The organism is Lactobacillus johnsonii ATCC 33200 (genome assembly GCF_000159355.1).
Taxonomy (GTDB): Bacteria; Bacillota; Bacilli; order Lactobacillales; family Lactobacillaceae; genus Lactobacillus; species Lactobacillus johnsonii.
Genome location: NZ_GG670121.1, coordinates 203900 through 217589, shown reverse-complemented (window position 1 = coordinate 217589; position 13690 = coordinate 203900). Strand labels below are relative to the sequence as shown.

Genomic DNA, 13690 nt, shown 5'->3' with positions numbered 1-13690 from the left:
CTTTTTTATTGGTTTTAAGAAAATATTTTTATTTAGCTTTGTACTTCAATTTTTTCTGGGGCAGCAGGAATATGTTGCTCTTCTAAGCCAGATTTTCCTTTAAATAGTAAATTGAGAATCGTAGCACTTAAGCTTGCTACAACAATACCATTTCCAAGGAATAATTGAATAGTTTCTGGTAAAGCTTGGAAAACTTGTGGATAAACAGTAACACCTAATCCGAGACCAATTGAAATAGCTACGATTAGGATATTACGAGTATCCTCAAAGTCTACTCTCTTTAGCATTCTCATTCCTTGGACGGCAATCATTGTAAACATCACAAGCATAGCGCCGCCTAAGACAGAGTCAGGGATGATAGTTACTAGAGCACCAAATTTAGGGAGTAGTCCCATTAACATTAAAAATCCTGATGCCCAGTAAATTGGTCTTTTTGTGGTAATACCTGATAATTCCAGTAAACCTACATTTTGTGAAAAAGTAGTGTAGGGGAATGTGTTAAAGATTCCGCCCAGGATCTGTGCGAGCCCTTCAGCACGATAACCCTTTTTAAGGTCATCACTAGTGATGTCTTTGTGGAGTAAATCGCCAATAGCAAAGAATACTCCGGTAGATTCTACCATTGAAACGAGAGCAATGATAATCATTGTTAAACTGGATGACCACTCAAACTGTGGCATTCCAAAGTAAAAAGGTTGAGGTAAGTGGAACCAAGAAGCTTGAGCAACTGGAGTAAGTGAAACCATACCAAGAGTACTGGCAATTAATGTTCCTGCAATTAATCCCACTAAAACAGCGATGGATTTGATAAATCCTTTGCCCCAAACTTGAAGGACAAGAATAATTGCTACAGTTATAAAGCCAGTTAAAAGATTTTTAGGATCACCGAAGTTTTTAGCTGTAGAATTGCCCCCACCAAGATTTTGAATAGAAACCGGAATTAAGGAAAGTCCAATTACTGTAATTAAGCTTCCCGTTACAACTGGTGGAAAGAGCTTTTTGATTTTAGAAAAATAGCCTGCTACTAAAAATACGAAAATCCCCGCTACGATGATTGCACCATACATAGTACCAATGGTGAATTTTTTCCCAATCATTTGAAGAGGAGCTACAGCTTGAATAGCACACCCTAAAACAACAGGTAGGCCAATTCCAAAATAACGATTACGTAGAAGCTGGAGAGCAGTTGCTAAACCACACATGAAAATGTCGATTGAAACTAGATAAGTCATCTGAGTGGAGTTGAATTTCAAGGCAGTTCCAATTAAAAGGGGAACGGCAATTGCTCCCGAATACATTGCGAGTAAATGTTGTAGACCTAGTAAAGCAGCTTTTTTGTGGTTAACTTGTGTGTGCTTCATTTATTCTTCTCCTACAAAATGCACTTGATTGTTTTCAAAATCAGAAATTCTAGCTAAGGCTTCAAGACGGTAGCCATGATCTTTAACCCATTCGCTGCCACCTTGGAATTCTTTAGCTACAACTACACCAACACCAGCTACAGTTGCATTTGCTTGATCTGCAATATTAAGCATCCCTTTAACAGCTTCTCCATGGGCTAAGAAGTCATCAATAATTAATAAGTGATCGTCACTGCTCAAGAATTTCTTTTCAACACAAATTTTATTATTAACTTTTTTAGTGTAAGAAAATACTTCTGCCCAATAAACAGCATCATTAAGAGTTGAAGGTTTTTTCTTTCTCGCAAAAACCATTGGAACTCCTAACTGATATGCAGCCATAATACCAGGAGCAATTCCTGAAGCTTCACAAGTAAGAACTTTAGTAATTTCTTCGTTTTCGAATAAACGCTTAAATTCCTTACCGACTTCCATCATAAGTTGCGGATCGACTTGATGATTTAGAAAAGAGTTAATTTTTAAAACATTGCCATCTAATACTTCTCCATCTTTACGAATCCGTTCCTCAAGTAATTTCAATTTTATCCTCCTGCAAAAAAAGACTTCTTCTACCCGTAAATTAGGGTAAAAGAAGTCCTTTGTAGTGCTACTTATGACATCGATTACCTATAGTCCAGAATTAATTGGTTCCGGGTAGAAACTGTCGACCTTATTACGACGATATATAGATATTTTGATATCTAGAGTGTAGCAGAATAATTTTCCGAACACAAGGCCTCTTTTTTTGATGTATTATTCTGAAATTGAAAAGAAAGGATTGCCTCAAGAATTCCATATGCAATTCCAGCAAGTGGCCAAATAATCCAGCTTTGGCTCCAATTCTTGCTAATGAAACTATAAGCAAGATAGATAAAAGAAATAGTCATCCAATAAATAGTGGCATATTTTTCAATTATTTTTTTGCTGGCCTTTTTCTCAGTAGTATAGTCTTCTATTTGCAAAATAATATTAAAACTATCACGAGCAATATTAGTTTTGACTAAGAAAAAGACACCAATTCCTATAAGAAAAATCGTAGCAGTTGAAAGACCAGTCATTAGGTCATCAATTTGGCTATTTGAAAGAGAACCAATAAATAAAGAGCCAGTCATAAGTGGAATAGCAGATAAAATACAAAAAGTAATGCCAATAATCTTTAGAACTAGGTGTTGATTTTCATATTCTTTACTTAATTTAAGAACTTGCTCTTTTGTTTCTTCAGAAAGATTACATTCTTAATACTCGAAATTTTCGTGAACTTTTAGCCAGTGATTTCCTGCAATAAAGAGAGCCACAGCGGCTGCAACTAGAAGTATTAGAACAATTACATCAATTCCTGTTGCAAAATTAATCGATGAAGTTAAGATATCTAATCTTGTTAGTCTGATTAAGATTAATAAAGTAATTGGTGAGAAAATACATAGCATGACGCCAATAGCAATCAACGTAGAACTGCGCTTCCTAGCAGATAAGAAATCTTGAACCGAAGATGGAGATAAGTATTTTGTTTGAGATATAGGTATCACCTCTTTTGTATATAAAAATTGAATAGTATAGTTTTACTTCAATTTTTATATACAAATTATCAAAGCGCTATTTTGATGCTTGTGAAGTTAAAAAATAAATTAATGATTGACCAATTGAATTTTTCTTAGTAAAGTTTCTAGTAAATAGGGATAAATTATTTTTTAGAAGGAGAAAATTGTGGCTAAGACTAATCTAAATGATTTTGACAAGATTATTGTGCTTGATTTTGGTAGTCAATATAACCAATTGATTACTCGTCGAATTCGTGACTTTGGTATCTATTCAGAACTTTTACCACATGACTTAAGTATTGAAAAGATTAAAGAAATGGCCCCTAAGGGAATTATTTTTTCCGGTGGTCCAAACAGTGTTTATGACAAGGGTGCTTTAAAAGTTGATCCTGAAATTTTCAAGCTTGGTATTCCAATTTTGGGGATTTGTTATGGGATGCAACTCATGAGTTACGATTTGGGCGGTAAGGTTGAAAAGGCTGATAATTCCGAATATGGTCGTGCTGATATTGAGGTAATTGATCCTAATGCAGTTTTATTTGAGGGCTTGCCAAGAGAACAATACGTTTGGATGAGTCATGGTGACTTAGTAACTAAGGCTCCAGAAGGCTTTACTGTAACTTCTAAGAGTAAGAACTGTCCAATTTCTGCAATTGCTAACGATGAGAAGAAATTCTACGGAATTCAATTCCATGCCGAAGTTCGTAATTCAGAGTATGGTTTAGATATTTTGAAGAACTTCGCCTTTAAGGTTTGTGGTGCCGAAGCTAACTGGACTATGGATGACTTTATCGAGATGCAAGTTGATGAAATTCGTCAAAAAGTTGGCGATAAGAAGGTTATCTTGGGCCTTTCCGGTGGGGTTGATTCTAGTGTTACTGCTACTCTTCTTCACAAGGCAATTGGTGATCAATTAACTGCAATTTTTGTTGATCACGGGATGCTTCGTAAAGACGAAGGCGATCAAGTAATGCAAGCTTTGAACAAGGATCTTGGCGTTAATATTATTCGCGTGAATGCCCAAGAGCGTTTTTTGAATAGGCTTAAGGGAGTAACTGATCCTGAACAAAAACGTAAGATCATCGGTAAAGAATTTATCGAAGTCTTCAACGAAGAAGCTAAAAAGTTAAAAGATGTCGACTTCTTGGCCCAAGGTACTCTATATACTGACGTTATTGAGTCTGGAACGAATACCGCTCAAACTATTAAGTCACACCATAATGTTGGTGGTCTTCCTGAAGACATGCACTTCGAATTAATTGAACCACTTCGTAAGCTATTCAAGGATGAAGTTCGTGAACTTGGTGAAAAGCTCGGTATTCCTCATGACTTAGTATGGCGTCAACCATTCCCAGGTCCAGGTCTTGGTATTCGTGTTATTGGCGAAGTTACTGAAGACAAGCTGAAGATCGTGCGTGAATCAGATGCTATTTTACGTGAAGAAATCAAGAATGCTGGTCTTCAAGAAGATATTTGGCAATACTTCACAGTTTTGCCAGGTATTCGTTCAGTTGGTGTTATGGGGGATGGTCGTACTTATGACTACACTATCGGTATTCGTGCCGTAACTTCAATTGATGGGATGACTGCTGACTTTGCCCAAATTCCATGGGATGTATTAAGTAAGATTTCTACTAGAATCGTAGATGAATGTGACCACATTAACCGCGTAGTTTACGATATTACCAGTAAGCCACCTTCCACTATTGAATGGGAATAAGAGACTCATCTCTGAAAAAAGAATATAAATGAAAGAAGCCTATTAAATCTTTGTATTGATGAACCATGATTTAATAGGCTTTTATAGTACTTAATTAAACTCAAGCTTATTTGCTTCATCAATCTTAGTTAGGAAAGATGAAACATCGGTAATAATGTCATTGGTATATGAGACATTAATCAGATTAACCCAATTTTTTCTAAGAAAATAGTCATCAATGTCATATCTGACCTTAGCTAAGTATTTGTAACTAATAAATAGTAGCTCAGAAAAAATTACATTACGTTTTTTAGGTTGCATTACAAAATCAAGTAATAAGTCTTTTCCTGAGCCTTTAATAAAGTGGAAAAATTCGCAGTTGATATGTCTAATCGGATGAAAAGGATATAAGATTTGAGAGTTTAGAACTTGTTTTTCAAATTGTTTAAGTAATTTTTGATCTTTTTTGTTAATGACATAGTCATTGCTATCTAAGTTAATCATCGCTATCAATTCCTATTCTTACTATTGCACCTAAAGTATATAAATTGAAAAAAGTAAAAACAATGACTGTTAACTAAGTTGAAAAAGAAAAAATAATTACCTCAAAGAAAGTTACAGAGAGTAAGTTATCCAGGAAAGAGAAGTGAGGAAAAAGTTTGAGTGATATTAGGGTGCAGAATACAAAGAATAATTTAATTACTGCTCTTTTAAGCTGCTTAGAAGATAAGAGTGTGCATGAGCTAAAAGTAAAAGATATTATTGATAAGGCTGGCGTAAGTACTAGAACGTTTTATCAATATTATTCAGATGTCAATGATTTGCTAAGAGATATAGAAGATAGCTTTATGGCAGAGTATCTAAAAAATGTTGAAAAAGATCGTGATTCACTAGGAGATCTTGATTTAGATGTGCCTTTTGAAGATCAGTTAGAGACTATTTTAAATGCAACAAAAAATACCATTGAGTTCTGTTATGCGCATAAAAAAGAGATTCAACTCTTGTTATCTGATAATGGGGATACGCGTTTCTATAATATGATTTTCCACACTGGTTGTGAGAAAATTATGAAACGTATGAGCCAGATGAAACATATTGATGAGTTAAAAATGGACGAAAAAGACCAAATGAGAATGATGATTAGTGTGCAGGTATTTGTATATAGCATCATTGGTATGGTAAGAGTCTTGCTTGAATACAGCGATAGATTAGCTCCATATGACGTTCGTCAAAGTATACTTACATTTTTACGTGAGTCACCGATAGCTTCCATGAATATAAATAAAAAATAGAGACGATAAAATAATTTATAGTATACTAGGCTGAACTCCACGATAACTGGCTAAAGTATTGAATGAAGTGGTTTTGTTGGCAATTGAGAAATAATTGTACTTAAATATGAAGTAGCATAAAAAGAATAGTAATTAAAAAACGAAGTTTTAGGGGATACGTCAATGAAAATAGAAATTCCAACTATGAATGGATTTATTCCAGATTGCTACGGTAAATTTGCCAATGCTGATCAAAAGATTGAAGGGAAGCCTAGTAGATCTTTTCCAATTTTTATTACTGATGCGCCTGATAAGGCAAAAACTTTAGCTGTGTATTTTAGAGATTTTGATTCAGTTCCAGTCTGTGGATTTACTTGGATTCACTGGTTAGCTGCCAATCTTCCGGTTCGAGATGTTCCAGCTAATATTAGTCATTCTAAGAATAGCAGCCTTGATTTTGTTCAAGGAAATAATAGTAATATTAGCAAGTTTTTGGGTGAAAATTCTGGCCCAGTTGAAGGCTATACAGGTCCGATGCCTCCTGATAAGACGCACTATTACACCTTAACCGTGTATGCATTAGACACAAAACTTGATCTAAAAGAAGGTTATTGGTTAAACGACTTTTTGCGTGAGATGGAAGGTCATATAATTGATAGTGCGACTATTTCAGTTCCAAGTAAAGCAAAATAAAAGTCGAAGTTACTAATAAATATGCTATAATTTAGATAAAGAAAAAGGAGATCATAAGATCTCCTTTGCAGCCCGCTTTAAGAGCGGTAACAAAATTATAGTTTTGGCAAACGCTTACTCAATAACTCGGTCAAAAGTTATATATTGAGCGGCGTTTTTTATTTTTTGTTGTGGTTTCGATATATGTTAGCAATGCTAACAAAAAAGTACCAAACAATAGCATTAACGAGATGGCATCGTAAACACTCATTAGGCTGAACCCTTTCCAATTGATGTCGGACCATAGGCCTCACCTTCGGGAGGAAAAACAGCCACCGCTCATAAAACTTTCTGCGGATATAATTATAGCGAAAATTTGTTTGCAAAAGAATATAGATTAGTCAAAAAGCTCACAATTAATTTGCGGGCTTTTACCATAATTATATCCAAAAAATAGTTCACTTTGAAAAGTATCATCGTAAGTAGCTGATACTAAACTATAGTAAAATTATTGATATGATAGAGTTAAAAGAGAAAACTTATTTGGAGTAAGGTGGAGGAATTTTTGAAAGAAAAAAATTCTAAAAAGAGTTAATTATTGGGTTACAATTGGAATAGTTTTAATAATATGTATAGGTATTTTTACATGGTGGAATAATTCTAAAAAGAAAACTCCACATCATAAATTGAAGCCCCAACCTGCTTTAATTGATAACACTAGTACTCGTTCAGCTTCTTATCCAACTAAAGAATTCAAAAATTTATTATCCCAAAATTATCCAGATATTTATAAAAACTTGAATTTTAAGCAAAAACCAACTTGCTATGTGATTCCCGGTTTGATTCAGTCAGCAGCAATTAAATATACTCCTCCTGGTCAGGGACAACCAGGGATTGCATATGATATGGATCCACAAGGCTTAGCAATTATTGACCATAAATATTTGATTATTTCAGCGTATAGTAAAAGCAAGACCTTTGATTCAGTTCTTTGGGTATTAGATTTTAAGACTGGTCGCTTTGTAAAAACAATTGCCTTAAATAATATTGATCATGTTGGGGGAATTACTTATGACGAAGATCATAAGCGTTTATGGGTAGCCACTATTAATCAGGAACAGCGAGCACAAGTGCAATCGGTAACGCTGAAAGAAATTGAAAAATATAATTTTAAGAAACAGAAAAAGCCAATAAAATTTGAACATGGTACTAACTTATTAGTACCACTTCGAACATCTTATATGACTTATCATAAGAATAAACTCTATATCGGCTACTTCGATAAAGTCCGAGGTGATCAACTTTTTGCCTATAAACTTAATAAAAAAGGACTATTTAAAAAGGATAAAATGCAAGATGGTTAAATTTATATGTTGTTTGAATCTGCTACAGCATTGTACCGTCAAAATCCTAATTTACTGCATATGGATCGAGTAATTAAGTTAAAAGTTAAATTCAAGGGGCTCAAAAATAGTAAGGAATAGCTATCAAGAGGAATATTAAACAAAAATAGAAAACATAAGAGTGAGAAAAATAGATGACATTAAATATTCGTACTGTAAAAATGGATGATCTAGATGCAAGTGTTGAGCTTGAATCGAGTGCTTTTCATATGTCAGAAGAAATGACGCGTAAGGATATGATCGGCCGGATTGAAAATTACTCAGATACTTTTTTAGTTGCAGAAGTTGATGGAAAAGTAGTGGGCCACGTTTTTGGTCCAGTAAGTAAAGATCGCTACATTAAGGATGAGCTCTATTTTAAAAATCAATCGAATAATGCACAGTATCCTTATCAAACAATTTTGAGTTTGGCGACTAGAAAAGAATATCGTAAGCAGGGAATTGCATCAGCTTTAATTGAAGAATTATGCAAGATTGCTCAAGCCCAGGATAGAGGTGCAGTTACACTGACTTGTTTACCTAAGCTCTTCCATTTTTATGAAACGCGTGGCTTTGTCAACGAAGGCAAGACTAGTGATGATATCCCTGATCCAGAAGACGTAAGTAGCTACAATATGGTGAGGGAATTGAGATAAATATTTTGTACAATCAATAGAGTCTTGACCAATCATCAGCCTTACTGATACAATTATTCAAAATCAAATACTTTTTAAGTTCAGAGGGTTTGTAAACTGATACAAGCTGGATAAGAGCGTCGCATTGCGGCGGGTTTCTTATCCAGCTTTTTTTGTTAAGGAGGATATTTATGAAATTTATAGTTACACCTGAGATTTTTGAAAAATTACCAAATTTGTATGTAGGGGTTGTAGTGGCAAAGGAAGTCGATAATAGTCAGGATTATCCTAAAATTAATGAGCTTCTCAATAAATACATGAACTTCTCACAAGAAAGATTTGATGGTGTGAATGTTAAGGAAAATGAGGAAATTATTCCCTATCGCGAAGCTTTTAGAAAAATTGGTATTAATCCTAATCGTTATCCTTGTTCTGCCGAAGCTTTGTTTAAACGTTTATCAAAAGGAAAAGATTTACCGCATATTAATCCACTTGTTGATCTAAATAATGCGATTTCACTGAAGTACACGCTATTCATGGGGACGCATAGTTTAGATGGGATTGAAGATAATATTATGATGCGTGTGGCTCAACCTGGTGATAACTTTATTCCACTTGGTACAGATAAAATAGAAGAACCTGATGAAGAGGAAGTTTTTTATGCAGTAGGGAAATATGTGAGAACGCGTAGATGGACTTGGTGTCAAAGCGAGCACGGCAAAATCATTGATCAAACTCGCGATGTTTTCTTTCCAATTTATGGCTTTACAGATGTGAATAAAGATATTGTAAATAAAGCACGAACAGATCTAGCAATTAGGGTTGCTGAAATTTTTGGTGTAAAAACGCAAGTCGGGTCTGTAGATCGTAATCATCCAGAATTTGAATGGGAGTAATTAATGGCAATAAAGAATAATCGCAGCAAAGTAAATTTAATGATGGCCACGCTTTTGCTAGGAAGTTTTATTACGACTTTGGCAGAAACGTTGATGAACAACGGCTTACCAATGATTATGGAAGAAACACATGTCAGCCAAATGAGTGCGCAATGGCTGAACACGGGATATATGTTGGTGGCAGGAATGATAATGCCTCTAGCCGCATTTTTCATGCATCGTTTTCCTTTGAAGCGTTTATTTACAATGACAATGGGCATCTTCTTAATTGGAACTTTAATTTCAACTTTTGCGCCAAACTTCACATTTTTGTTGCTTGGGCGCTTAGTTCAAGCCATTGCTGTGGGGATCAATATGCCGTTGGTTACGAATGTATTGACAATCATCATTCCGGCTAAAAATCGTGGTCTTGCCATTGGGATTGCGGGTATCATCATTAACTTGGGACTAGCAATTGGGCCGACTTTATCAGGAGTAATCTTAGAATTTTATGACTGGCGCATGCTCTTTATTGTGTTGTTGCCATTTACCATTTTGACCTTAATCTGTACACAATTTTTTGTTGAAAATTTGCTCGAACCTAAGAAGATAAGTGCAGATTTTCAGTCAGTACTTTATGCAATTGTAGGTCTTGGATCACTACTCTATAGCTTAGGACGTTTAGGTGAAAGCGATAGTAATGGAATTTATACAGCTTTATTTGCACTTGTTGGAATAGCTTTTATTATGATCTTTATTAAACGCCAATTTAAGATAGGGAAGCCACTCCTTCTGTACGGCACTGGCAGTAACAACTAAAAATCTGGTTCAAGATCAGACAGGATCTGTTATCAGTGGCTACCAGTGGTCACTTGGTACAACGATATTAGTTACATTGTTGGCAACTTTGTTGATTTTTGGGATTAAAAAGCAAGAGCGATAAAAATAAGCTACTCATGAAATTGAATAGTTTTCTTGTATTTGGTTAACTAAAATAATAAAAAAGGAGGATAAAAATGAGCGAGATTAGCAAATTAACCGTAACCACACCAATAGGATTACTGCAGATAATTGCTACCGATAAAGCAATAGTCAGCGCAAAACCTACTGATCATGAAGAAAATATAGTGGGAAATGAAGCAGCAAATAAGTTAGCTCAAGAGTGTAAAGTAGAGCTAGCAGAGTATTTTGCTGGAAAAAGAAAAAAATTTGATCTTCCTTTGAAGCAAGAAGGAACACAATTTCAAAAGAAAGTGTGGCAAGAACTTAAACAAATTCCTTATGGTGAGACAAAAACTTACGGCGAAATTGCTAAACTAATAGACAAGCCCAAGGCTTCAAGAGCTATTGGAATGGCCAATCATAATAATTCGATTATGATTTTGGTTCCCTGTCACCGCGTTGTTGGCGCAGATGGAAGTCTAACTGGCTATGCATATGGCGTTAAAATAAAGAAGTTTTTACTTGAACTTGAGAGAAAAAATAAATGATTGTTTTAATAACTGGTGCATCACATACTGGAAAAACTACTCTGGCACAGTGTTTACTTGAAAAATATAAATATCCATATCTATCTATTGATCATTTAAAAATGGGAATGATTCGTGGTAGTTACACAAAGCTCACACCTGAAGATGATGATCAACTTACGGACTATTTGTGGCCGATTGTGCGAGAAATAATTAAAATTGTGATTGAGAATGGACAGAATTTAATTATTGAGGGATGTTACATTCCTTTTGATTGGCAGAATGATTTTAATGAAAAATATTTAGAGCGGATTAAATATTATTGCCTTGTAATGAGTGAAAAATATGTCGAGAATAATTTTGCAAATATCAAAAAGTATGCAAATAAAATCGAAAATAGGTTAGACGATGAGTGTTCAATAGAGGATGTCTTGAAAGACAATGCAGATTATTTACAAGGAGCTAAAAAATATAGGTCAAACTATGTGCTAATTAATGAGCAATATAAGATTGATATTGATTTAGATAATTAAAAGAGTAAAGATCCTTAGCCGATTATTAAGTAACTGGGGAATATAAATCTTATATATTTTTATTGTCACTTGATTGGGAAGATATTAATCCAATTTTGTGTTATATAAAACAAAAAGCTCCCGTTCAATTTGAACGAGAAACTTTTTACTTAGTTAATTTATGTACTTTATGAGCCAAAACCATTTCTTTGTTTCGATCTTCATAAATTGCGTCTTTTACGTAGTTCCAGGGTGCCATTAGGCGACCTTTATTGTTTTTACGGAAAAGAAAGTCAGCATGATGATTTTCAAGGTGACGTAGATATCTTTTAGCGTTTTGAACCTGAGTATGATGCTTTAGGTTTAAGCGAGGTTCAAAATCAATAATTTTATGATCAGCATTAAAGACTGGTCTTACTTTATGGTGCCAGTGACGAGCACTAGCAACATGACGACTAACTTTTTTACCGGCTTCAACAATATTTTCTTTAGTGGCTAAACTATTCCGATCTTTTAACTCTGCATGTGGATCTAGATAATAGTTTCCTAAACCATCTTGACGATAAAGACGTAACTTTTTGAATGATTTATTATTTTTATCCGTCTTCACTTCAATAACGTCACCATTGGTATGGTTCATTAAATACATGTGATGTTTTTTAGTGTAATTTACACTCTTCATGATCAGAAATTCACCCCTTTATATATCTTATGAATCTATATTATAGACGCATTTTAAAATAAAGTATAGTGATTAAAGTAGGACTTTAAGTAATTTGTAAGAGTACAAAAAATTAATTAATGTCTATAAAAAGAAAACACTAAAGACAGTTAGAGGTTTATTCTAACTGTCTTTAGTAAATATTTAAAAGTTAATTAGTGTTCTTTGCCGTCGATAATAACGTGAACGCGTGGGTTCTTAGGACCCTTAGCCTTGGAGATAACTCCTTTGTTAACTAGTTCTTCAATTTGGTCAGGATCATAGCCTAACTTAGTTAAAATTTCCTTGTTGTTTTCACCAAGATCTGGTGCCCGATCGTAAGATGGAGTGTAATTTGAAAGGGTAAATGGTAGACCGATAGTCTTGAAGTCACCACGATTACCGCCTTGATCAATAGTAACAATAGCACCATCTTTGTTTAAATCAGGATCATTTTCAAGTTCATGCCAGTCAAGAACAGGACCAACAGGAACACCAGCAGCACCTAGTTCTTTAGTTAAAGTATATTTGTCATATTGCTTAGTATAAGCTTCAATTAATGGGTAAAGTTCTTCCTTATGTAATTGACGGTGTTGCCAGTCAATGAATCTTGGATCTTCTTCCCATTCAGGATGACCCATTGCTTCACAAAGCTTATTCCACTTCTTGTTTTCGTTTTGAACAACAATATAAACATAAGCGTTTGGATCAGTTTCCCAACCTTTAGCCTTGTAGCACCAACCAATAACTTGTCCACCTTCAGTATTTTCTGCACGTGGAATTGCTTTACCCCATTTCCAGTCAGGATAGACAGCGTAGTGAGGAAGAGCACCTAAGTTGTCTAACATGATTTGGTCACGTAATTTAATACGACAAAGGTTTAAGACGGCATCTTGCATTGATTGGTAAACAAAGGTACCTTCACCAGTGTGTTCACGTTGAAGTAAGGCTGCTAAAATACCGATAGTTAAGTGCATCCCAGAGTTTGAGTCACCTAAGGCTGCCGCAGATTGAGTAGGAACATTGTCTTCACCTTTGTTCCAACCAGTTGCAGAAGCAGCACCACCAGCAGATTGAGCAACTGGTTCAAAAGCCTTAACATTTTCAAAACGTGATCCTTGGTTAAAACCTTTTAATGAAGCATAGATTAATCTAGGATTCATTTTATGAAGCTTTTCCCAGCCAAAACCATTTCTATCAGCAGAACCAGGAGCAATATTTTCTACGAATATGTCGGCTTTTTTAATTAAGTCGTACATAATCTTTTTACCTTCTGGAGTTTTAATATCAACAGTTAAAGACTTCTTATTAGCATTTAGTTGGAGGAAGTAAAGGCTCCATGAATCCTTGATATCAAGTAATTCATTTCTGGTTGGGTCACCAGTATTAGTACGTTCGATTTTAATAACTTCAGCTCCAAGCCATGCTAGTAATTGAGTACATGAAGGGCCGGATTGAACTTGAGTCCAGTCAACTACTTTAATTCCTTTTAATGGAGCATATTCATTTTGTTCTTTTTTTTCGTTCTCACTCATTT

At 34.8% G+C, this 13690-nt stretch carries 17 protein-coding genes and 1 riboswitch; of the genes, 9 read left to right on the top strand and 8 right to left on the bottom strand.

Features of this window, described 5'->3' with window-relative positions:
• Positions 1–32: 32 nt before the first annotated feature.
• The 4 genes from HMPREF0528_RS06160 to HMPREF0528_RS09615 form a co-directional block, all read right to left on the bottom strand.
• Entirely contained in the window at positions 33–1361 is a 1329-nt protein-coding gene (locus HMPREF0528_RS06160; RefSeq protein ID WP_004895971.1) for a nucleobase:cation symporter-2 family protein, read from the bottom strand.
• Entirely contained in the window at positions 1362–1940 is a 579-nt protein-coding gene (locus tag HMPREF0528_RS06155; RefSeq protein ID WP_004895970.1) for a xanthine phosphoribosyltransferase, read from the bottom strand. It abuts the gene before it with no gap.
• Positions 1941–2010: 70 nt separating this feature from the next.
• Positions 2011–2109, bottom strand: a riboswitch (purine riboswitch).
• Positions 2102–2512: a hypothetical protein gene (locus tag HMPREF0528_RS09620; RefSeq protein ID WP_004895969.1), complete on the bottom strand. Its 411-nt coding sequence runs from the start codon at positions 2510–2512 to the stop codon at positions 2102–2104. Its footprint overlaps the riboswitch before it by 8 nt.
• Before the next feature lie 123 nt (positions 2513–2635).
• Entirely contained in the window at positions 2636–2845 is a 210-nt protein-coding gene (locus HMPREF0528_RS09615) for a hypothetical protein (protein ID WP_004895968.1), read from the bottom strand.
• A gap of 259 nt (positions 2846–3104) precedes the next feature.
• Here HMPREF0528_RS09615 and guaA point away from each other — a divergent pair, with 259 nt between their 5' ends.
• Entirely contained in the window at positions 3105–4658 is a 1554-nt protein-coding gene (guaA, locus tag HMPREF0528_RS06145) for a glutamine-hydrolyzing GMP synthase (protein WP_004895967.1), read from the top strand.
• Positions 4659–4748: 90 nt separating this feature from the next.
• Here the strand turns inward: guaA and HMPREF0528_RS06140 are convergent, their stop codons facing one another.
• On the bottom strand, positions 4749–5141 hold the full coding sequence (locus tag HMPREF0528_RS06140; protein WP_004895966.1) for a hypothetical protein: 393 nt from the start codon (positions 5139–5141) through the stop codon (positions 4749–4751).
• A 155-nt stretch (positions 5142–5296) separates the two neighbouring features.
• On the opposite strand from HMPREF0528_RS06140, the gene HMPREF0528_RS06135 reads away from it, so the two are divergent.
• Both HMPREF0528_RS06135 and HMPREF0528_RS06130 read left to right on the top strand, forming a co-directional pair.
• Complete coding sequence (locus HMPREF0528_RS06135) at positions 5297–5929, top strand: TetR/AcrR family transcriptional regulator (RefSeq protein WP_004895965.1); 633 nt, start codon at positions 5297–5299, stop codon at positions 5927–5929.
• Between the two features lie 162 nt (positions 5930–6091).
• On the top strand, positions 6092–6601 hold the full coding sequence (locus tag HMPREF0528_RS06130) for a YbhB/YbcL family Raf kinase inhibitor-like protein (protein ID WP_004895964.1): 510 nt from the start codon (positions 6092–6094) through the stop codon (positions 6599–6601).
• Between the two features lie 130 nt (positions 6602–6731).
• Here the strand turns inward: HMPREF0528_RS06130 and HMPREF0528_RS09100 are convergent, their stop codons facing one another.
• Positions 6732–6851, bottom strand: a complete 120-nt coding sequence (locus tag HMPREF0528_RS09100; RefSeq protein WP_080545357.1) for a putative holin-like toxin — start codon at positions 6849–6851, stop codon at positions 6732–6734.
• Between the two features lie 415 nt (positions 6852–7266).
• On the opposite strand from HMPREF0528_RS09100, the gene HMPREF0528_RS06125 reads away from it, so the two are divergent.
• The 6 genes from HMPREF0528_RS06125 (at position 7267) to HMPREF0528_RS06100 (ending at position 11474) form a co-directional block, all read left to right on the top strand.
• Positions 7267–7944, top strand: coding sequence for a YncE family protein (locus HMPREF0528_RS06125; RefSeq protein WP_004895963.1), 678 nt, complete (start codon positions 7267–7269; stop codon positions 7942–7944).
• 173 nt (positions 7945–8117) lie between these two features.
• Positions 8118–8618, top strand: a complete 501-nt coding sequence (locus HMPREF0528_RS06120) for a GNAT family N-acetyltransferase (protein ID WP_004895961.1) — start codon at positions 8118–8120, stop codon at positions 8616–8618.
• A gap of 170 nt (positions 8619–8788) precedes the next feature.
• Complete coding sequence (locus HMPREF0528_RS06115) at positions 8789–9493, top strand: B3/B4 domain-containing protein (RefSeq protein WP_004895960.1); 705 nt, start codon at positions 8789–8791, stop codon at positions 9491–9493.
• 39 nt (positions 9494–9532) lie between these two features.
• The gene (locus HMPREF0528_RS06110; protein WP_236691938.1) at positions 9533–10291 is read left to right on the top strand and encodes an MFS transporter; all 759 of its coding nucleotides are present in this window, start codon (positions 9533–9535) and stop codon (positions 10289–10291) included.
• A 197-nt stretch (positions 10292–10488) separates the two neighbouring features.
• The gene (locus tag HMPREF0528_RS06105; protein ID WP_004895958.1) at positions 10489–10962 is read left to right on the top strand and encodes a methylated-DNA--[protein]-cysteine S-methyltransferase; all 474 of its coding nucleotides are present in this window, start codon (positions 10489–10491) and stop codon (positions 10960–10962) included.
• On the top strand, positions 10959–11474 hold the full coding sequence (locus tag HMPREF0528_RS06100) for a phosphotransferase-like protein (RefSeq protein ID WP_004895957.1): 516 nt from the start codon (positions 10959–10961) through the stop codon (positions 11472–11474). Before HMPREF0528_RS06105 ends, HMPREF0528_RS06100 begins: the two co-directional genes overlap by 4 nt.
• A gap of 145 nt (positions 11475–11619) precedes the next feature.
• Here the strand turns inward: HMPREF0528_RS06100 and HMPREF0528_RS06095 are convergent, their stop codons facing one another.
• Together HMPREF0528_RS06095 and frc are read right to left on the bottom strand one after the other, a co-directional pair.
• Positions 11620–12135 carry a hypothetical protein gene (locus HMPREF0528_RS06095; RefSeq protein ID WP_004895956.1) on the bottom strand — a complete coding sequence of 172 codons (516 nt, stop codon included), beginning with the start codon at positions 12133–12135 and terminating at the stop codon, positions 11620–11622.
• A gap of 194 nt (positions 12136–12329) precedes the next feature.
• Positions 12330–13688 (bottom strand): formyl-CoA transferase, encoded by a 1359-nt coding sequence (gene frc / locus HMPREF0528_RS06090; protein ID WP_004895955.1) that lies wholly within the window; start codon positions 13686–13688, stop codon positions 12330–12332.
• Positions 13689–13690: the final 2 nt, after the last annotated feature.

Coding starts and splice junctions, on each gene's coding strand:
- HMPREF0528_RS06110 (WP_236691938.1), top strand. CDS start 9,533: ATGATGGCCACGCTTTTGCTAGGAAGTTTTATTACGACTTTGGCAGAA.
- HMPREF0528_RS06105 (WP_004895958.1), top strand. CDS start 10,489: ATGAGCGAGATTAGCAAATTAACCGTAACCACACCAATAGGATTACTG.
- HMPREF0528_RS06130 (WP_004895964.1), top strand. CDS start 6,092: ATGAAAATAGAAATTCCAACTATGAATGGATTTATTCCAGATTGCTAC.
- HMPREF0528_RS06140 (WP_004895966.1), bottom strand. CDS start 5,141: ATGATTAACTTAGATAGCAATGACTATGTCATTAACAAAAAAGATCAA.
- HMPREF0528_RS06120 (WP_004895961.1), top strand. CDS start 8,118: ATGACATTAAATATTCGTACTGTAAAAATGGATGATCTAGATGCAAGT.
- HMPREF0528_RS06100 (WP_004895957.1), top strand. CDS start 10,959: ATGATTGTTTTAATAACTGGTGCATCACATACTGGAAAAACTACTCTG.
- frc (WP_004895955.1), bottom strand. CDS start 13,688: ATGAGTGAGAACGAAAAAAAAGAACAAAATGAATATGCTCCATTAAAA.
- HMPREF0528_RS06095 (WP_004895956.1), bottom strand. CDS start 12,135: ATGAAGAGTGTAAATTACACTAAAAAACATCACATGTATTTAATGAAC.
- HMPREF0528_RS09100 (WP_080545357.1), bottom strand. CDS start 6,851: ATGAGTGTTTACGATGCCATCTCGTTAATGCTATTGTTTGGTACTTTT.
- HMPREF0528_RS06115 (WP_004895960.1), top strand. CDS start 8,789: ATGAAATTTATAGTTACACCTGAGATTTTTGAAAAATTACCAAATTTG.
- HMPREF0528_RS09620 (WP_004895969.1), bottom strand. CDS start 2,512: ATGACTGGCTCTTTATTTATTGGTTCTCTTTCAAATAGCCAAATTGAT.
- HMPREF0528_RS06160 (WP_004895971.1), bottom strand. CDS start 1,361: ATGAAGCACACACAAGTTAACCACAAAAAAGCTGCTTTACTAGGTCTA.